Source organism: Sorangium sp. So ce1036 (assembly GCF_051369805.1).
Taxonomy (GTDB): Bacteria; Myxococcota_A; Polyangia; order Polyangiales; family Polyangiaceae; genus Sorangium; species Sorangium cellulosum_F.
The window spans coordinates 1012064-1029894 of the sequence record NZ_JBBMOX010000001.1; the positions used below are offsets into that span (position 1 = coordinate 1012064).

The window sequence follows — 17831 nt, forward strand, 5'->3', positions numbered from 1 at the left end:
CATTTTCTAGCCTTCCGGCCCGGTCACGTTAGAGTGCGGCCGCTGTGGCGTTTTCCCGTCTTCGCTCCCTCCTGAAGCCGCTCTCGTGCGCTCTCCTGGCCTCCGCCGCGGCGCTCTGCCCGGCCCCCGCGTCGGCCGGATCGCCCTTCCTCTTCACGCCGGAAGCGAGCGTCGCGGAGGCCTCGCCGGCGTATCGCTACGCCAACATGACGAACGAGGAGGCGATGGCCGAGCTGGATCGCCGGAAGATCCTGTACCTCAAGGTCGCGCACGCGCCCGGGGTACGCGCGCCGATCCGGCTCACGGGCCGGCTGAACGGCGTCAATTTCCACTCGGTGCTCCCGCCCGAGCAGCGCGTGACGAGCCTGTTCGAGATCCTGGACGCGCGCCTCGCGCTCGCGCTCGACGACTTCGCCGCCGTGCTCGCGCGGCACGACATCGACGAGGTCGTCCACTACACGATGTACCGGCCCAACGTGCCCATGCGGGATCACGCGCCGCACGACGACGGGGAGGACAAAGACCACGGGCACGACGTCCGCCTGGCGAAGCGCCCGGCCCGCGCGGGCAAGAAGGCACCCGGATCGACAGGGAAGGCCGCGCCCGTCGCCATCGGCAAGAAGGGGGTGCTCGACGGAGCGCCGAAGGCCTCCGGGGAGCGCCCCCGGCGCATGAAGGAGAAGGGCGCCGCGGAGGCCGGGCCGAAGGAGAAGAGCGCCGCGAAGGCCGGGCCGAAGGCGAAGGGCACCGCGGAGGCCGGGTCGAAGGAGAAGGGCGCCGCGGAGGCCGGGTCGAAGGCGAAGGCTTCCGGGGCCGCGGGCCGTCCGAAGCAGGCGGCCACGGCGCGCAGCAAGCCGGCGAAGGCGGCCGGCAAGGCCGGCGCCCGTCGCGTCGCGCGCCGCAAGGACATCGCGCCCGCCCGATCGACGGCGTCCTCGGCGCGGCGAAGCGACGCAGGGCAGAAGCCCCGCGGCGCGTGGGCTCCGCCGGGCACGCGTCACCCCGCGGGCCTCGCCATCGACATCGGCGCGCTCAAGAAGCGGGACGGGACCTGGCTCAGCATTGCGCGGCATTTCCAGGGTCGCATCGGGGACAAGACGTGCGGCGCGGGAGCGCCCCAGCCCGAGCTCCCCGAGGCGCGCGAGCTCCGGTCCATCGTGTGCGAGGCGGCCGATCTCGGGATCTTCACGTACGCGCTGACGCCCAATTACGATGCGCCGCACGCCGACCATTACCATATGGAGATCAAGCCGGGCGTGAGGTGGTTCCTGTACCACTGAGCGCTGACCTCGCGCCGCGCACGTCGAGCCCGGTACGACCCTGAAACGGCGCGCAGCTCGCTATACTGCACATCCGTTGATTGCGCGTTTTTCAACGAAGTAAGCGGTCTGTGCGCGCAACTTTCGCCGTGAGCGCGACGAATCCCTTCCCGAACGAAGGCGCCGGCGCTCTGCCGCGCGCCCCCGCAGGGGAGGTCGACGGACATGGTGCTAACGAAAGACGGACAGCCGCTCCCGGGGACCTCGTACCGCCTCCTCCGGAGGATCGGGGCAGGCTCGTGCTCGGAGGTCTTCGAGGTGACCGGGCGCCGCGGTCAGCTGCGGGCGCTCAAGCTGCTCCGCGCGATGCACGAGGGGTCGAGCGAGGTCGGCGCGCGCCTCGTCCAGGAGGGCCGCGCGCTCTCGGCGCTGAGCCACCCGCACATCGTCAAGGTCGAGGAGGTCGGCGTGACGAGCGACGGCCGGCCCTTCCTGGTCATGCCGCGGCTCTTCGGCGAGACGCTGCGCGAGCGGCTCGACGCGCGCGGGCCGCTCGCGACGGCGTTCGCGGTGCGCATCGCCATCGAGGTGCTCGGCGGGCTCGAGGCGGCGCACCGCGCCGGCATCGTCCACCGCGACATCAAGCCGGCGAACGTCTTCCTCGCGCAGCCGGACGGCGGCGCGGCGGCCGCGGCCTCCAGGGCGGCCGCGCCCGACGTCGCGCGCGCGGTGCTGATCGACTTCGGCATCGCGAAGGTGAGCTGCGACGGGCTCGATCCGTCGACGGGGTCGCACGTCCTCGGCACGCCGCGCTACCTCTCGCCGGAGCAGATCCTCGGCGGGGAGGTCGACGCGCGCACGGACGTGTACGCCGTCGGGCTGCTGCTGTTCGAGGCGATCACCGGGCGAGGGCCGTTCCCCATCGAGGACTCGATGGCGGTGATGCGGGCGCACCTCCACACGCCGGCGCCGCGGCTCCGCTCGCTCCTCCGGGTATCTCGGGCGCTCGACGACGCGGTCGCGCGCGCCCTGGAGAAGGCGCCGGGGCTCCGCTTCCAGACGGCCGACGCGATGGCCGCGGCGCTCGCGGAGGCGCAGGGAGAGGACGGCGGCACGGAGGCGCCGGAGGGCGGCGGCGCGGGGCGCCCGGCCTCGACCGATGGCGGACGCAGCGCGCGGAGGTGGCTCGCGAGCGGAGGTGCGCGATGAGCCACGCCGCCCTGGAGCGCTCCTCCGCGCTCACCTCGCTGTACGCGCGCGGCGCCGCGCTCGATCCGAGGGCCCCCGCCACCCGCTCGCTCCGCGCGCTCGACGGGGGCGAGCCGCTCGAAGAGACGCGGCGGCTCCGCGCGCTCGACGGGGGCGAGCCGCTCGAAGAGACGCGGCGGCTCCGCGCGCTCGACGGGGGCGAGCCGCTCCCGGGCACGCCCTACGTCGTGGTGCGCTTGCTCGGCCAGGGCGGGATGGGCGAGGTGTACGAGGTCGAGCACATCGAGCTCGGCCGGCGGTTCGCGGTGAAGGTGCTGCACCGGAGCCTCGCGGGGCGCCGCGACCTGTCGGCGCGCATGCGCGCCGAGGCGCGCTCGATCGCCGGGCTGCGCCACCGGAGCCTCCCCGAGGTGTTCGATCTCGGCACGACCGCCGACGGCCGCCCCTACTTCGCCATGGAGCTCCTCGACGGGCGCGATCTCAGGACCGAGCTCGCTCGCCTCGGCGTGGTCGCGATCCCGACCGCGCTCGACCTGGCCCTCCAGGCGCTCTCCGCGCTGTCGCTCGCGCACTCGGCGGGCATCGTCCACCGTGACATCAAGCTCGAGAACCTGTTCCTGTGCGATGACGGCACGCTCAAGGTCCTCGACTTCGGCGTCGCGAAGCTCCTCCACGCCGGCGCCTCGCTGACCGCCCCGGACGCGCTCATCGGCACGCCGCGGACGATGTCGCCGGAGCAGTGCGCGGCCCAGCCGATCGATCCGCGCGCGGACATCTACGCCATGGGCCTCGTCCTCTACGAGATCGTCGCCGGGCGGGGCCCGTTCGATGAGCTGCGCGGCCAGCGCGACGCGCTCCGCTTCGCCCACTGCGAGCGGGAGCCGCCGCCGCCGTCGCGCTTCGCGCCGCAGCCGATCCCGCCCGCGCTGGAGCGGCTGATCCTGCGCGCGATCGCCAAGGCGCCGGAGCACCGGTTCCAGACGGCCGCCGACATGGAGGCCGCCGTGCGCCGGCTGCGCGGCGCGGGGCAGGTCCAGACGGCCGCCGACATGGAGGCTGCCGTGCGCCGGCTGCGCGGCGCGGGGCAGGGGGACGTGGCGCCCGCGTCCTCCGCGCGGGAGCTCACCCCGACCGCGATCGACGCGCCCGCGCCCATCGCGAGCGCGCGCTGCGCCCGATCCGTCGCCGCGCGACGGCCTCCGACCGCGCCGCCGCGCCCCGGCAGGGCGGGCGCGGCGCGCCCGGCGGGAAGGGCGCTCACGCGCTCGCGGCTGCGCGCGCGAACACCGCAGCGCGTCGGCCGCCCTGCGTCGCGCGCCGGCGCGCTCGGGGTCTGCGCGCTCGCCCTCGCGTCGGCCGCGCTCGGGCTCACGCTCGCGCAGCGCTGGCCCGCGTGGGGCGATCCTCCCGCGCCGGCGCCGCCGCCCGCGCACGCCGCGGCGCAGCCGCGTCCGGCTGTAAGGTAGCCTCGTCGAGCCCGTTCTCCGGTCGACACCGCACAGGCGGCGTGGAGGCACCATGGACCGGATGCGACGGATCGGACGGGCTTGCTTTGCGATATCGCTCCTCGCGAGCGCCGCTGGCTGCGGCGGCGGCGCGTACCCGCCGCCGGACGCTGCGCGCGCGAACGGCGCCGCGGCCGCGAGCGATCCTCGCGTCGGGGGCGCCGCGCGCGGGGCCTCGCAGGACGGCGCCTTCGACACGGAGGCGCCCGCGCCGACGGGCGCGTTCGAGGCGCCCTCCGTCGAGCGCGACGCCGCCGCCACGCCCTCTGGCGCGGCCCTCGCCGAGGGGCGCGCGTTCGAGGCGCCGCGCAGGCGCGCCGCGCCGGCGCCGCTCGAGCGCCCCGGCCTCGGCACCGCGTGGGGCGAGACGCGCGTGTCCCGCATCTCCACGGCGCCGTTCCTCCGGGCGGACGTCGAGCGCCCCTTCGCGGTCGCGAGCCTGTTCTACAACGACGCCGAGGGGGCCCGCGCCATGGCGCGCGCGTCCGGCTTCCGCCGCGCGTCGTCGCGAGCCATCACGCTGGCCGGCGGCGCCGTGGCCGTCGGGCTCCGCGGCGAGCACGGCGGGTTCCTGAGCGGCTTCGTCGCCGGCGAGGCGAGCCACGTCGTCGGCGAGGCCGGCCAGCGCTACAGCATCGTGCTGCGCAACCTCACGCCGGACCGGATCGAGTGCGTCGTCTCGGTCGACGGCCTCGACGTGATCGACGGCCAGCCCGCCGCGTTCAGCAAGCGCGGCTACCTGGTCGAGCCGCACGGCGAGCTCGAGATCGACGGGTTCCGTCAGAGCATGGATACCGTCGCGGCGTTCCGCTTCGGCTCGGTGCGCGGCTCCTACGCGAGCCAGAAGCACGGCGACGCGCGGAACGTCGGCGTGATCGGCGTGGCCCTCTTCCACGAGCGCGGCGCGACGCCCTGGGCGCTCGAGGAGGTGACGCGGCGCCGGGAGGCGGATCCGTTCCCCGGGCAATTCGCCACGCCGCCCGGCCATTGACGGCCTCCGGCCGGCCCTCCGGGCCGGCCTCGCGCTCCGGCAAAATCAAGCTCCCGCTCCGCCGCTCCCCGGGCTAGGCCCACGGCACAGTGACGAGCCTCTTGAACCCGTCTCAACGTGCGGCCGTCGAGCACGAGCTCGGGCCAATGCTGGTGCTCGCCGGCGCAGGATCCGGCAAGACGCGGGTGGTGACCACGCGGATCGCCCGCTTGCTCGAGCGCGGCGTCCCGGCGCGCTCGATCCTGGCGATGACCTTCACCAACAAGGCCGCCGCCGAGATGCACGAGCGCGTCGGCAAGCTGGTCGGCTCCAAGGTCGCGCGCGAGCTCAAGGTCTGCACCTTCCACCGGTTCGGCCTCGACGTGCTCGGCGCGGAGACCCGCGCCCTCGGCCTCCGCGGCGGCTCCTTCGCCATCTTCGATCAGTCCGACGCGCTGGGGGTCATCCGCGAGATCCTCCGCGAGCTCCGCGCCGGCAAGAGCTACGACGTCGGCGCGATCCTCGCGCGCATCTCGAACGCGAAGAACGCGTTCCTCGACGCCGAGGCGTGGGCCGAGGCGCAGCGGCAGGGCAAGGGCATCGACGACTACGACGAGATCTCGATGCTCGTGTACCCGCGCTACATGGCGGCGCTGCGCTCGTTCCAGGCGTTCGATTTCGACGACCTCATCTGCGAGGTGGTCCGCCTCTGGCAGGCCCGCGCCGACGTCCTCGAGCGCTGGCGGATGCGCTACCGCTTCGTGATCGTCGACGAGTACCAGGACACGAACCGCGCCCAGCTCGAGCTCCTGCGCCTTTTGTGCGGCGAGCACCGCAACGTGGTCGTCGTCGGCGACGACGACCAGTCGATCTACGCCTGGCGCGGCGCCGACGTGCGCAACATCCTCGATTTCGAGGAGCACTTCTCGGGCGCCAAGGTCGTCAAGCTCGAGCACAACTACCGCTCCCGCAAGCCGATCCTCGACGTCGCCAACGCGGTGCTCGCCAGGTCCGGCGCCCGGCGGCACAAGAAGTCGCTCATCGCCACCCGGCTGGAGGGCGACAAGGTGCGGTCGATCATCTGCGCCGATCCCGACGTCGAGGCGAGCTTCGTGGCCACCGAGGCGCAGCGCCTGCTCGAGCGCGAGGGCGCGCGGCCGAAGGACATCGCCGTGCTCTACCGCTCGAACCTCCAGGCGGCCGCGATCGAGTCGGCCCTCAAGGAGCGGCAGATCCCGATCCGCATGATCGGCGGCCAGCAGTTCTTCGAGCGCAAGGAGGTCAAGGACCTCATCGCCTACCTCCGCGTCGCGCTCAACCCGCACGACGAGATGTGCCTGCGGCGCATCCTGAACTACCCGGCGCGCGGCATCGGCGACGTCGCGGTCTCCCGGCTCGGCGCCTACGCGACGGCGCACGACACCTCGCTCTGGACGGCGGTGTCGCGGCCGCACGCCGTGCACGAGCTGACCCCCGCCGCGATCGAGGGCTGCCGCCAGCTCCTCCGGATCATCGAGGCGGCCCGCGTGCGCTTCGATCGCGGCGAGCCCTCCGCGGAGATCGCCCGCGCGCTGCTCGCGGACGCCGGCTTCAAGGAGGACATCATGACCGGCTCGTCCACGAACAACGCCGCGGCGCGCCGCTGGGGCAACCTCGAGGGGCTGCTCAACGTGTTCGCGCGCCGCGACGAGCGCGGGAAGGGGGATCGCGAGAGCTTCGCCGAGTTCCTGCGGCTGCTCGCCCTGCGGCAGGACGCCGAGGAGGAGGAGGCCACCGATCGCGTGACGCTCACCACGATGCACGGCGCGAAGGGGCTCGAGTTCCCCTATGTCTTCGTGATCGGGCTGGAGGAGGGGCTGATGCCCCACCAGCGCAGCCTGGACGAGCGCGCCACGGACGCCGCCCCGATCAGCGCGGAGGGCGGCGACGCGGGCGGGCACAGCATCGAGGAGGAGCGGCGGCTCTTCTACGTCGCGGTCACGCGGGCGCGCGACCGGCTCTACCTCACGCGGGCGAAGCACCGGGGATCGCGCGGCAAGATGGTGCCGAGGACGCCGAGCCGGTTCGTGCTCGACATCCCCCCCGAGCTCATCGACGAGCGCGAGGAGGTCGCGCCGGTCGCCCCGGCGATGGACAAGGTGAAGGCGGGCGCGGCGAGCGTCCTGGCCGCGCTGTCGATGAACCCGTTCGCCGGCGACCCCCCCCTCATCCCTCGTCGCCGCTGAGCGGGGGGCTGCCAGGGCGCCAGAAGAGAGAGGTCTTCTGGGCCCTGGCAGGGGCTCTGGTTCGCGTTGTGACGAGATGTCAGGAACGGGGGGCGGGGGAGGCGGCGCCTCAGAGGGCGCCCTCGGCGGCGGCGAAGCCGACGCGGGTGATCTCCGGCGCGCCCTTGCGCGCCACGAAGTCGCGGAAGCTCTCGCCCTCCGCGCGCGCGGCCATGTAGTAGCGCGCGATGGCCGCGATCACCTTGGGCGTCTCCTCCTCGGGGACGCGGCCGTCGAGGCGCTCGCCGATGCGCGCGCTCGGGCCGCAGCCGCCGCCCACGCGCAGCGAGTAGTGCGGGCGCTCGACGCCGTCCTTGCCCTTCACCATCAGGCCCGTCATCCCGATGTCCGCGACGTGGTGCTGCCCGCACGAGTTCGGGCACCCCGAGATCTTGATGTCGAACTCGCCGAGCGCGCTCACGAAGTCGTCGGCCTCCTGGCGGCTACCGTTCGGCACGAGGTGCTCGCGGATGCGCGCCCCGACCTCCATGCTCTTCGTGATCGCGAGCGTGCAGTAGTCGCCGCCGGGGCAGCTCACCACGTCGGTGATGTGCCCGGCATCCGCCTCGGCGAGGCCCATCTGCGAGAGCTCGCGGTGCAGGCCGAGCAGCAGCCCCTCCGGCACCCAGCGCAGCACGAAGTTCTGGGTGTTCGTCGTCCGCACCTCGCCGTTGCTGAAGCGCCGGGAGATGTCGGCCAGGCGCCGGAGCTGCTCGGCGGTGATGTCGCCGAGCGGCAGCTTGACCGTCGCCACGCGGTAGCCGGGCTGCTTCTGCGGGATCGTGTTGGTCCGCTTCCAGCGCGCGAACGCGCCGTCGCCGAGCGTCTCCCGCAGCGGCGCGAGCGGGGGCGGGTCGCCCTCCCGGTACCCGGCGACGCGGCGGGCCAGCTCCTCCGCGAGCGCGTCGCCCCGCGCCGCCTTGATCCGATCGAACTCCTCGTCGAGCCGGCGCATGAACTCGGCCACGCCGACCTTGCGGAGCACGAACTTGAGCCGCGCCTTCTTCCGGTTCTTCCGCTCGCCGTCCCGGAAGAACACGCTCACCACCGCCTCGCACGCCGGCAGCAGGTCGGCCAGCGGGATGTACTCCCGCCAGAGGTGCGCGATCTCCGGCGACGAGCCGAGCGAGCCGGCCACGTAGACGGCGAAGCCCTGCCCGCGGTCGCCGACCTTCGCGAGGAGGCCGATGTCGTTGATCATGATCTGCGCGTGGTCGCGCGCGCTGCCCGACAGGGCGATCTTGAACTTCCGCGGCAGCCGCCGGTTGTGCTCGTGGAAGAGGAAGTGCTGGGTGAGCGCGTGCGCGTACGGCGTCACGTCGAACACCTCGTCCTCGACCACGCCCGCGAGGTGCGAGGCGGTGATGTTGCGGAGCGTGTCGGCGCACGCGCCGACCGTCGTCACGCCCGCGCGCACGAGCACGCGCTGCAGCTCGATGGTCTCCTCGATCTCCAGGTAGTGGAGCTGGATGTCCTGGCGCGTGGTCACATGCGCCAGCCCTCGACCCCACCGCTCGGTCACTTCCGCGAGCGCTTCCAGCTGCGCAGCCGTGAGCTGGCCGGCGGGGATCTTGATGCGCTGCATGTGCTTCACGTGAGCGAGCTGCGCGTAGACCCCCATCGCCAGCCGGAGCGGGCGGAATTGGTCCGGGGTCAGCTCACCACGTCTGAATTTGGCGACGTTCTCGGCGTGTTCGTCGATGGCCGCCGCGAGGCGCTCGACATGTTGCAACATGACCGATGTTATTCCCTATATTTCCGACGCGTCAAGTGGGACAATTGTCGGGCCGGTGCGTAATGTGCCGGGCACCCGAGCGTCATGAAGACCGACCTGCCCAACTCGACCGATGCTGTCCATGCGGGCGTGCCCCGCGCGCGTCCGTCCCACACCCTGGCGCCCGCGGTCGCGCAGACCGCGACGTACACGTTTTCAGACACGGCGGACCTGGAGCGTTACTTCTCCGGCGGCGACGACGATCCGGAGCGGCAGGAGTACGGCCGCTACGGAAATCCCACGGTGCGCGAGGTCGAGCAGCGCATCGCCGCGCTCGATCGCGCGGAGGACGCCCTGCTCTTCGCGAGCGGGATGGCGGCCGTGACGACCACGGCGCTCGCGCTGCTCCGCGCCGGCGACCACGTGATCCTGTTCCGCGACGTCTACCGGAGGACGCGGCAGTTCGTGATCAAGGTGCTCTCGCGCCTCGGCGTGGAGCACACGCTGATCGATCCGGGCGCGTTCGACCAGCTCGAGGCGGCGATCACCCCGCGCACCCGCTTCGCGCTGAGCGAGTCGCCGACGAACCCGTACCTGCACTGCATCGACCTGGCCCGCTTCGCCGAGATCTGCAGGAAGGCGCGGGTGAAGACGATCGTCGACGCGACGTTCGCGACGCCCTGCAACGCCGACCCGATCGGGCGCGGCATCGACCTCGTCGTGCACAGCGCCAGCAAGTACCTGTCCGGCCACAACGACGTGCTGGGCGGCGCGGTCTCCGGATCGGGCTCTTTGATCTCGCTGATCCGCGATCTGCGGAGCGTCCTCGGGAGCATCATCGACCCGCACGCCGCGGCGCTGATCGGCCGCGGGATGAAGACGCTCGCGCTGCGCGTCGAGCGGCAGAACGCGACGGGGCTCGCGGTCGCCCGCGCGCTCGAGGCGCACCCCGCGGTCGAGCGCGTGTTCTACCCGGGCCTGCCGTCGCACCCGGATCACGCGGTCGCGGCCGCGCAGATGCGCGGCTTCGGCGGCGTCGTGAGCTTCATCGTGCGCGGCGGGCGCGGGGCGGCGTCGCGCGTCGTCGACGCCACGCGCATGGCGCTGATCGCGCCGAGCTTCGGCGGCGTGGAGACGCTCATCGAGCAGCCGTGCATCATGAGCTTCCACGAGCTCAGCGACGAGGAGCTCGCGGCGATCGGCATCGCCCCGGGCCTCATCCGCCTCTCGGTCGGCGTGGAGGAGACCGAGGACGTCGTGAAGGACGTCCTCGGCGCGCTCGACGCGCTCAGCAAGGCCTAGGTCCCGAGCTTCTTCAGCTTGCGCTGGAGCGTCCGCCGGTCGATCCCGAGCAGCTTCGCCGCCGTGGCCACCACGCCGCCCGACTCCCTGAGCGCGGCGCGGATCGCCTCGCGCTCGAGGTCGTCCAGCTTCAGGCTCCCCGGCGGCGGCGTCGCCGACGCCGTGACGGGCTGCGGGCGCGCGCGCTCCCGCAGGCTCGCGGCCTCCCTGAGTAGCTTGTCCGCGTCGACGGGCTTGCTCAGGAGCGTGTCCGCGCCCTCGCGCATCGCCGCCACGGCGAGCGGGATGTCCCCGAACCCGGTCAGCATCACGATCGCCGCGTCCGGCTGCAGCTTGCGGTACTGGGCCAGCGCGCTCAGGCCGTCGCCGCGCGGCATCCGGTAGTCGATCACCACGAGGTCCACCGGCTCGTACTCCAGCGCGACCAGCCCCTCGTCGATCGTCGCCGCCGTCCTCGCCACGACGCCGCGGCGCCGCAGCGCTCCCTGCAGCGTCGTGCGGAACGCGTCGTCGTCGTCCACGAGGAGCGCCGTCTCGATCCGTCGCGTCATCTTCACCTCAGGCGACCCCGGCGCGCTTCAGCGCGGGGCGGAGATCCGCTTCCGTGGGGCCCGTGGTGCCGTCGAGGCGCAGGCACAAGGTCGCCTTCGCCCCCCCGGTCTCGACGCTCTCCATCCGGAGCACGGCGTTCATGCGGGAGGCCATCATCGAGCTGATGTACAGCCCGAGCCCCATCCCCCCCTGCGACATCTTCGTCGTCTGGAACGGCTCGCCGAGCCGCCCGGCGATCTCGGGGCTGAGGCCGGGGCCGCTGTCGGAGACCGCGATCTCGCAGACCTCCCCGCGCTCGACGACGCCGACCTCGATCCGCTGCTCGGCCGCGTCGGCCGTCGCCTCCGCGGCGTTGGCGAGCAGGTTGACCAGCACCTGGCGGAGCGCCGGCCGCAGCACGTGCGCGTGCACGGGGCGCGGCGTGTCGAAGGCGAGCTCGCCCCGGTAGCCGAGGCGCGCGAGCTCGACCTTCGAGAGATCGCGCACGAAGCGGGTGAGCTCCAGCGACTCCAGGCGCTGATCGAGCCGGATCTGGCCGCGCATCAGGCTGATGATGTCGCTCGCCCGGCGCGCCTCGCCGGCCACGGTCTCGGCCATGCGCGCCGCGTCCTCGGAGCCCGTCTCCCGCGCCACGTCGACGAGGTCCTTGCTCGCGAGCAGGATCGTCGCGAGCGGCGTGCTGAGCTCGTGCGACATGCCGCCGACCATGCGCCCGAGCATCGCCAGCCGCTCGTTGCGCTGGCTCTGCTGGCGGAGCTCCTCGAGCCTGTGCGCGTAGACGACGACGAAGAAGCCGAGGAACAGCGTCAGCGACGTGAGCGAGACGAGGTCGCCGAGCTGCCGGATGCGGTCGGGGCCGAGCGACGCGGAGCCGAGCGGCAGCGGCGCCGCGTCCGTGAGCACGCCGATGGCGACCAGCGTCAAGAGGCCGACGAGCACGGTCGTGCGCCGCGGGCAGAGCAGGCCGGACAGGGCGATGTGGAAGGTGAGGAAGACGGCGAACGGGTTCGCCAGCCCACCCGAGAACCACAGCATCCAGGCGCTCGCGATCACGTCGCCCACGAGCTGGGCGCGCGCGAGATCCCGCGCCGGCTCGCGCTCCGAGGGCCCCTCGCCCGAGAGCCGGCGCGCGCGCCGGACCCGGTAGGTCCAGGCGAGGTTCGCCGCCGTGATCGCGGCGATGCCGGCGACGAGCGGCCCGAGCCGGAGCTCCGGCACGAGCTTCCTGCTGGCGAACGTCGTCGCGATCATCCCCGTGATGGCCACCCACCGGAGCTGGATCAGCCAGCGGTCGGCCGTCTCCCAGGACGGGGGCTTCGGCCCGGACAGCAGCACCGCGAGCCGCCGCCGCGCCACCGGCGGCGTGCCGCTCTTGGTGGGGTCGGGGCCTGCGTCAAGCGACCATGGGTGGAAGGAGGATTGCATCCGCGCGCGGACAGGGGGCTTTCCGGGGACGCCGCGGAAGCGCCCGGAGCTTTAGCCCGGGAGCAACCTTCCGACGCCGCCTCGCATCCTCTCCCTTGTACCGCGCAAGAAAGCGACGAGCACGCAGGAGGTGCGTCCAGGTCCACACCCTGGCGTGCGCGCAAAAAATGCGCGAAACGTGAAGCCGTTGAATTTGTGTGATGAACTACAAGGAGGACGCCGTGGGGGCCACTGGCCCCCGAACGGTCACTCGCTCGTCTGGGGCTTTGCGGGGGGCGGGGCCGCCTTGGGCTTCTTGATCCTCCAGTCGTCGGCGGCGCGCTTGCCGTCGAACGGCGCCTTGATGTTCGCGGGCCGCTCGGCCTCCAGCGCCTCGGCTCGCCCGCGGTTGTTCGTGTCGAACATGGTGAAGCCGATGAAGATCGCCAAGAAGATGAGCGACGACAGGAAGATGAGGGTGTGGAACTTGAGGTCCCACTTGAGGTGCATGAAGATGAGCGCCACGACGCCCGCCTTCATCGACGCGATGAGCATCGCGACGGCCAGGTTGGCCGCGCCGAGATCGACGTAGCTCACCGCCACGGTCACGACCGTGAGCACGAGCAACGCGAGCCACGTCGCGATGTAGACCTTGAGCGGAAGGACGTGGGGCACATGGTCTGCGCCGTGGCCATGGCCGTGGCCGTGGCCGTGGCCGTGCCCGTGACCTGCGGCTGCTTCTGCGTGTGTCGACATGCTGTCCTCTCGGCCTCAGCCCACCAGGTAGAGGAGGGGGAAGAGATAGATCCAGATGAGGTCGACGAGGTGCCAGTACAGCCCGACCCCTTCGACCGGCGCGTAATAACGGCTCGAGAACTCCCCCCGCTGGTTGCGGATGAGGATCCACGTGATGAGCGCCATCCCGAGCACGACGTGGATGCCGTGGATGCCCGTCATCATGAAGTAGACGGCGAAGAAGATCCCGGCGTGGGCGGTCGTAAACCCCTCGGCCGTGAAGTACTTCCCGGGCAGGAGGCCGTCGTGGAACTTGTGCTGGTACTCGAAGTACTTGATGACGAGGAAGATGCCGGCGCAGAGCAGGGTGATGAGGAGCAGCCGGGTGGTGTTCTTCTGGTCGCTCTTCTGCGCTGACCGGACCGCGAGCGCCATCGTCAGGCTGGAGCAGATGAGCACCACCGTGTTGACGCCGCCCATCACCTTGTCCAGGTGGTGGTGAGCCTCCACGAAGGAGTCGAAGAACCAGGTCCTGAAGACGGCGAACGCGCAGAACATCCCCCCGAAGAGGAGGATCTCGGTCACGAGGAAGAGCCAGACGCCCATCCTGCCGGCGTCGAACTGCGTGTCCGCGGAATCGAAATGGTGCGCGACGTGGAAGTCGCGAGACAGGACCGGGCCTGCCTTGTTCGGCCGCTCGACGGCCTCGGCGTGCGCGCTCATGCGTTCTCCGTGTTGAAATCGTATGCGCCCTTCGTCACGACCGGGGTGCGGACGAAGTTCTCGGTGATCGGCGGGGAGGCGGTGGTCCACTCGAGGCTGAGCCCGCCCCAGGGGTTCGCCGGCGCCGGAGCGCCGGAGCGCAGCGACTGGATGAAGTAGATGATCATCAGCAGGAACCCGGCGCCCAGGATCCACGAGCCCACGGTCGAGAAGGCGTGCAGCGGCTGGAACTGGTCGAGATAGTTGTAGTAGCGGCGCGGCATCCCGCGGCTACCCAGGACGAACTGGGAGAAGAACGTGACGTTGAAGCCGATGAAGACGAGCGCGCAGGAGATCGCGGCGAGCTTCTCGGAGTACATCTTCCCGGTCATCTTGGGCCACCAGTGGTGGAGCCCGCCGAGGAAGGCGATGACCGTGCCGCCCACCATCACGTAGTGGAAGTGCGCGACCACGAAGTACGTGTCGTGCAGGTGCAGGTCGACGCTCAGCATGCCGAGGAAGATGCCGGTGAGCCCGCCGATCGAGAAGAGGATGAGGAACGAGAGCGCGTAGAGCATCGGCGCCTTGAAGGCGATCGACCCGCGCCACAGCGTCGCCAGCCAGTTGAAGACCTTCACCCCGCTCGGGATGGCCACGATGAAGGTCAGGAACGAGAAGATGATCGCCGCGTACTCGCTCTGGCCGGACGTGAACATGTGGTGTCCCCACACGAGGAAGCCGACCAGCGCGATGGCGATGCTGGAGAAGGCGACCGCCTTGTAGCCGAAGACGTGGCGCCGCGCGTGGACGGCGATGAGCTCGCTGATGATGCCCATGCCCGGCAGGATCATGATGTAGACGGCCGGGTGGCTGTAGAACCAGAAGAAGTGCTGGTAGAGCACCGGGTCGCCGCCGAGCGCCGGGTCGAAGATCCCGATGCCGAACGCGCGCTCCGCGATGAGCAGGAGGAGGGTGATGCCGAGGACCGGCGTCGCGAGGATCTGGACGACGCTCGTCGCGTAGAGCGCCCAGAGCATGAGCGGCATCTTGTACCAGCCCATCCCGGGCGCCCGGAGCTTGTGGATCGAGACGATGAAGTTCAGCCCCGTGAGGATGCTGGAGAAGCCGAGGATGAAGACGCCGAACGTGACGCTCAGGACCGAGGTCGTGGTCGTCGTGCTCGAGTACGGGACGTAGAACGTCCAGCCGGTGTCGATGCCGCCCGTGATCAGCGAGGAGAGCGTGAAGAGGGCGCCGATCCAGTAGAGGTACAGGCTGAGGAGGTTCAGCTTGGGGAAGGCGACGTCCTTGGCGCCGATCATGATCGGCAGGAGGAAGTTGCCGAGCGCCCCGGGGATGGACGGGATGATGAACAGGAACGTCATCACCGCGCCGTGGAGCGTGAACATCTGGTTGTACATGTTCGCGCTCATGATCGTCGTCTTCGGCGTCAGGAGCTCGAGCCGGAGGAGGAGCGCGAACAGCCCGCCCATCAGGAAGGCGGTGAAGGTGCTGGCGAGGTACATCAGGCCGATCCGCTTGTGATCGACCGTGGTGAGCCACGACATGATCCCGCTCTTGGCACGGATGTAGTCCGTCCCGTGGCCAGCGGCGGGCGCCGTATTGACGTCAAGGGTGGTTACGGTCTGCGACATGACTGCTTCTCCCCAGCGCTCACTTCACCGTCTTCAGGTAAGCGATGAGCGCGTCCACTTCTTTGTCCTTGAGGAGCCCCTTGAACACCGGCATCACCGGCGGGTACCCGCGCACGACCTGGCCGGCCGGGTTGAACAGGCTCTCGCGGAAGTAGTTCTCATCCGCGACGACCTTCGAGCCGTCCGTGAGCTCCTGCTCGCGGCCGAACAGCCCCTTCAGCGAGGGGCCTTGGATGCGCGTGCCGTCGAGCGAGTGGCAGGTCGCGCAGCTCCGCTTGACGAAGAGCGCCTTGCCGAGCTCCTCGGGCGGGAGATCGCTGTTGTTGTTGCCCTCGAGCCACTTCTCGAACTCGGACTGCTCCAGCACCTTGACGGTGGCGAGCATGTCCGAGTGGCCGGAGCCGCAGTACTCCGTGCAGAGCAGCACGGTCTCGGTCGTCTCCGTCGCCTCGAACCAGAGCGTCGTGTACGAGCCCGGGACCACGTCCTGCTTCACCCTGAACTCCGGGATGAAGAAGCTGTGGACGATGTCCTTCGAGCTCATGATGAGCCGCACCGGGCGCCCCCGCGGCACGGCGAGCTCGTTGATCGTCGTCGTCCCGTCGGGGTAGGTGAACGTCCACAGGTACATCTCGCCCGTGACGTTGATCTCGTAGGACTCGGCCGGCGCCACCGAGGCGTGCACGTAGCCGCGCAGGCCGACGAAGAAGAGCGAGACGACGATGGCGACCGGGATCACCGTCCACACGATCTCGATCGTCGAGTTGTGCGAGATGGCGCTCGTCTTGTCCCGCTCCGTCCGCCGCCGGTACTTGATGGCGAACAGCACGACCGCCCCGGCGACCAGGACGAAGAAGAGCACGGCGACCCAATAAGCCGCAGCCCAGCCGGCGTCGACGTGCTCTGCGAGCGTCGAGCCCGAGCGGGGCAGCCAGAAGGAGCCGAGATCGATCGGGTTTTTCATCACCATAGTTGTGGCTCCGCCACCTTGTGTCCTAGGAAGCCTTGTTTGCGCGCGCCCGTGTGCGGGAGCGCTCCATCCGCCAGAAGCGGATGAGCCAGAGCCCGAGCAGCGCGACGCTGGCGGCGCCGGACGCCTTCATCAGGCGCTGGGTCGCCAGGACGTACCCTCGGGCGTCGGGATCATAATGAAAACAGAACAACAGCACGCGATCCCAGGCGCTCCCGACCTGCCCGCTGCCCGCTTCGCGCAGCGCGAGGTTGAAGTTCTTCTGTGGAAACGTGATGCCGTAAAGCGTCCGCGAGAGGCGGCCATCAGGGGTGAAGACGAACGCGCCGGCGGCGTGGGCGTACTGCTTGGCGGTCTCGTCCCACCGGTAGCCGAAGCCCACGGCGTCGGCGAGGGCGCGCACCGACCGCTCGTCCCCGACGAGGAAGTCGAAGCCGTCGCCGACGACCGGCCTGCCGTAGGCCTCGACGTAGTTCGCCCTCTTCTCGCGCGCCGCCTTGGGCGTGTCGCGCGGGTCGAAGCTCACGACGAGGGTGCGGTACTCCTTGCCCGCGGTCCAGTCGCTCTCCCTCATGGCCTGCAGCACGCCGTTGAGGACCAGCGAGCACAGCATCGGGCACTCGTAGTAGGCGAGCAGCAGGACGAGGGGCTTGTCTCCCGCCACGTATCGCCCCAGCTCGACCTCCTGCCCCGACTGGTCCCGGAGCTTGAGATCGCGCGGGAGCAGGGCGCCTGGCCGCTCCACGATGTCGGCCCCGGTGAGCTCCGGCGGGACGGTGGTGTCCGCCGCCCGCGCGCTCCGGGCCGGGGTGGCCAGGACGAGCGCGAGGGCGGCGAGCAGGACGAACAGCGGGCGAGACATCACTGCACCGGGGCTTGGGGCGCCGGGGCGGCGGGCTTTGGCGCCGCACCGTCCGACGTGGCGGGCTTGTTCTCTTGCGGGCTGGCCGCGGCGCCCGCGGGCTTGGCCTCGCCCGCGGGGCTGGCCGCGTCCGCGGGCTTTGGGGCGCCTTCGGGCTTCTGCGCGTCCGCGGGCCTCTGCGCGTCCGCGGGCTTCTGCGCGTCTGCGGGCTTCTGGGCGCCTTCGGGCTGCTGCGCGCCCTTGTCGCCCGGCTTCTGCGCGTCCTCGGCCTTCGCCGCCTCACCGCTCCCGGCGTTAGGCGCCGAGGCCTCGTCGGGCTTCGCGCTCCCGTCCGCCGGCGCCGCGCCCTGCTCCGGCGCCGTCGCCGCGGCGGGGGCGAGCCCGATGCGCTTCTCCTGGTAGTCCTTCAGGGTGAGCGCGATGGCCCGGTCGACCGGGATGCGGACGATGCCGTCCTTCTCGTTCGCCCACTGATAGCGGGTGAGGCGCTCCTGCTCCATCGCGCGCAGGCCGCGGAGCACGCTGTTCGGCGGCTCGAGCACCTTGCGCGAGATCTCCTGCTCCATGGTGGCCTTGAAGACCTCGTTCACGAACAGCACCGTCGCCACGATGGCGAGCAGCGTGGCGGCCACGAGCACGGCCAGGAGCGCGTTGTTCGGTCGATCCGGCTCGACCGGATCGTGCCCGGCCTCGCCGGCCGCAGTGTTTTCGGTCGCTTCGCTCATCAC

The 17831-nt window shown here is 71.2% G+C and carries 15 protein-coding genes; 6 read left to right on the forward strand and 9 right to left on the reverse strand.

Annotated features, from left to right (window positions below):
* Positions 1-44 precede the first annotated feature (44 nt).
* From WMF31_RS03665 to WMF31_RS03685, 5 genes are all read left to right on the forward strand, one after another.
* Entirely contained in the window at positions 45-1280 is a 1236-nt protein-coding gene (locus tag WMF31_RS03665) for an extensin family protein (RefSeq protein WP_436600601.1), read from the forward strand.
* 204 nt (positions 1281-1484) lie between these two features.
* Positions 1485-2468, forward strand: a complete 984-nt coding sequence (locus WMF31_RS03670) for a serine/threonine-protein kinase (protein WP_436600602.1) — start codon at positions 1485-1487, stop codon at positions 2466-2468.
* Entirely contained in the window at positions 2465-3934 is a 1470-nt protein-coding gene (locus tag WMF31_RS03675; protein WP_436600603.1) for a serine/threonine-protein kinase, read from the forward strand. The genes WMF31_RS03670 and WMF31_RS03675 overlap by 4 nt, the downstream gene beginning before the upstream one ends.
* Positions 3935-3995: 61 nt before the next feature.
* Entirely contained in the window at positions 3996-4964 is a 969-nt protein-coding gene (locus WMF31_RS03680) for a hypothetical protein (protein ID WP_436600604.1), read from the forward strand.
* 89 nt (positions 4965-5053) lie between these two features.
* Positions 5054-7168: an ATP-dependent helicase gene (locus WMF31_RS03685; RefSeq protein ID WP_436600605.1), complete on the forward strand. Its 2115-nt coding sequence runs from the start codon at positions 5054-5056 to the stop codon at positions 7166-7168.
* Between the two features lie 109 nt (positions 7169-7277).
* Here the strand turns inward: WMF31_RS03685 and WMF31_RS03690 are convergent, their stop codons facing one another.
* Complete coding sequence (locus tag WMF31_RS03690) at positions 7278-8942, reverse strand: nitrite/sulfite reductase (protein WP_436600606.1); 1665 nt, start codon at positions 8940-8942, stop codon at positions 7278-7280.
* Between the two features lie 84 nt (positions 8943-9026).
* Here WMF31_RS03690 and WMF31_RS03695 point away from each other — a divergent pair, with 84 nt between their 5' ends.
* Positions 9027-10223 (forward strand): trans-sulfuration enzyme family protein, encoded by a 1197-nt coding sequence (locus WMF31_RS03695; protein WP_436600607.1) that lies wholly within the window; start codon positions 9027-9029, stop codon positions 10221-10223.
* Here the strand turns inward: WMF31_RS03695 and WMF31_RS03700 are convergent.
* From WMF31_RS03700 to WMF31_RS03735, 8 genes are all read right to left on the reverse strand, one after another.
* Positions 10220-10774 (reverse strand): response regulator transcription factor, encoded by a 555-nt coding sequence (locus tag WMF31_RS03700; RefSeq protein ID WP_129353642.1) that lies wholly within the window; start codon positions 10772-10774, stop codon positions 10220-10222. The genes WMF31_RS03695 and WMF31_RS03700 overlap by 4 nt on opposite strands.
* 7 nt (positions 10775-10781) lie before the next feature.
* Positions 10782-12200: an ATP-binding protein gene (locus WMF31_RS03705; RefSeq protein WP_436600608.1), complete on the reverse strand. Its 1419-nt coding sequence runs from the start codon at positions 12198-12200 to the stop codon at positions 10782-10784.
* 246 nt (positions 12201-12446) lie between these two features.
* Positions 12447-12935: a cytochrome C oxidase subunit IV family protein gene (locus WMF31_RS03710; protein ID WP_436600609.1), complete on the reverse strand. Its 489-nt coding sequence runs from the start codon at positions 12933-12935 to the stop codon at positions 12447-12449.
* Positions 12936-12950: 15 nt separating this feature from the next.
* Positions 12951-13637 (reverse strand): cytochrome c oxidase subunit 3 family protein, encoded by a 687-nt coding sequence (locus tag WMF31_RS03715; RefSeq protein WP_436600610.1) that lies wholly within the window; start codon positions 13635-13637, stop codon positions 12951-12953.
* Positions 13634-15271, reverse strand: coding sequence for a cytochrome c oxidase subunit I (gene ctaD, locus WMF31_RS03720; protein ID WP_436600611.1), 1638 nt, complete (start codon positions 15269-15271; stop codon positions 13634-13636). Before ctaD ends, WMF31_RS03715 begins: the two co-directional genes overlap by 4 nt.
* Positions 15272-15290: 19 nt before the next feature.
* The gene (gene coxB, locus WMF31_RS03725) at positions 15291-16235 is read right to left on the reverse strand and encodes a cytochrome c oxidase subunit II (protein ID WP_436600612.1); all 945 of its coding nucleotides are present in this window, start codon (positions 16233-16235) and stop codon (positions 15291-15293) included.
* Between the two features lie 31 nt (positions 16236-16266).
* A complete protein-coding gene (locus WMF31_RS03730) occupies positions 16267-17103 on the reverse strand; it encodes an SCO family protein (RefSeq protein ID WP_436600613.1) in 837 nt (278 codons plus the stop codon).
* Complete coding sequence (locus WMF31_RS03735; protein ID WP_436600614.1) at positions 17103-17828, reverse strand: hypothetical protein; 726 nt, start codon at positions 17826-17828, stop codon at positions 17103-17105. The genes WMF31_RS03730 and WMF31_RS03735 overlap by 1 nt, the downstream gene beginning before the upstream one ends.
* Positions 17829-17831 lie beyond the last annotated feature (3 nt).

What these genes read in the sequence shown, in the direction of transcription:
- WMF31_RS03735 (WP_436600614.1), bottom strand. Translation starts at nt 17,828, where the DNA reads ATGAGCGAAGCGACCGAAAACACTGCGGCCGGCGAGGCCGGGCACGAT.
- ctaD (WP_436600611.1), bottom strand. Translation starts at nt 15,271, where the DNA reads ATGTCGCAGACCGTAACCACCCTTGACGTCAATACGGCGCCCGCCGCT.
- WMF31_RS03670 (WP_436600602.1), top strand. Translation starts at nt 1,485, where the DNA reads ATGGTGCTAACGAAAGACGGACAGCCGCTCCCGGGGACCTCGTACCGC.
- WMF31_RS03695 (WP_436600607.1), top strand. Translation starts at nt 9,027, where the DNA reads ATGAAGACCGACCTGCCCAACTCGACCGATGCTGTCCATGCGGGCGTG.
- WMF31_RS03705 (WP_436600608.1), bottom strand. Translation starts at nt 12,200, where the DNA reads ATGCAATCCTCCTTCCACCCATGGTCGCTTGACGCAGGCCCCGACCCC.
- WMF31_RS03700 (WP_129353642.1), bottom strand. Translation starts at nt 10,774, where the DNA reads ATGACGCGACGGATCGAGACGGCGCTCCTCGTGGACGACGACGACGCG.
- WMF31_RS03710 (WP_436600609.1), bottom strand. Translation starts at nt 12,935, where the DNA reads ATGTCGACACACGCAGAAGCAGCCGCAGGTCACGGGCACGGCCACGGC.
- WMF31_RS03715 (WP_436600610.1), bottom strand. Translation starts at nt 13,637, where the DNA reads ATGAGCGCGCACGCCGAGGCCGTCGAGCGGCCGAACAAGGCAGGCCCG.
- WMF31_RS03680 (WP_436600604.1), top strand. Translation starts at nt 3,996, where the DNA reads ATGCGACGGATCGGACGGGCTTGCTTTGCGATATCGCTCCTCGCGAGC.
- coxB (WP_436600612.1), bottom strand. Translation starts at nt 16,235, where the DNA reads ATGAAAAACCCGATCGATCTCGGCTCCTTCTGGCTGCCCCGCTCGGGC.
- WMF31_RS03690 (WP_436600606.1), bottom strand. Translation starts at nt 8,942, where the DNA reads ATGTTGCAACATGTCGAGCGCCTCGCGGCGGCCATCGACGAACACGCC.
- WMF31_RS03675 (WP_436600603.1), top strand. Translation starts at nt 2,465, where the DNA reads ATGAGCCACGCCGCCCTGGAGCGCTCCTCCGCGCTCACCTCGCTGTAC.
- WMF31_RS03730 (WP_436600613.1), bottom strand. Translation starts at nt 17,103, where the DNA reads ATGTCTCGCCCGCTGTTCGTCCTGCTCGCCGCCCTCGCGCTCGTCCTG.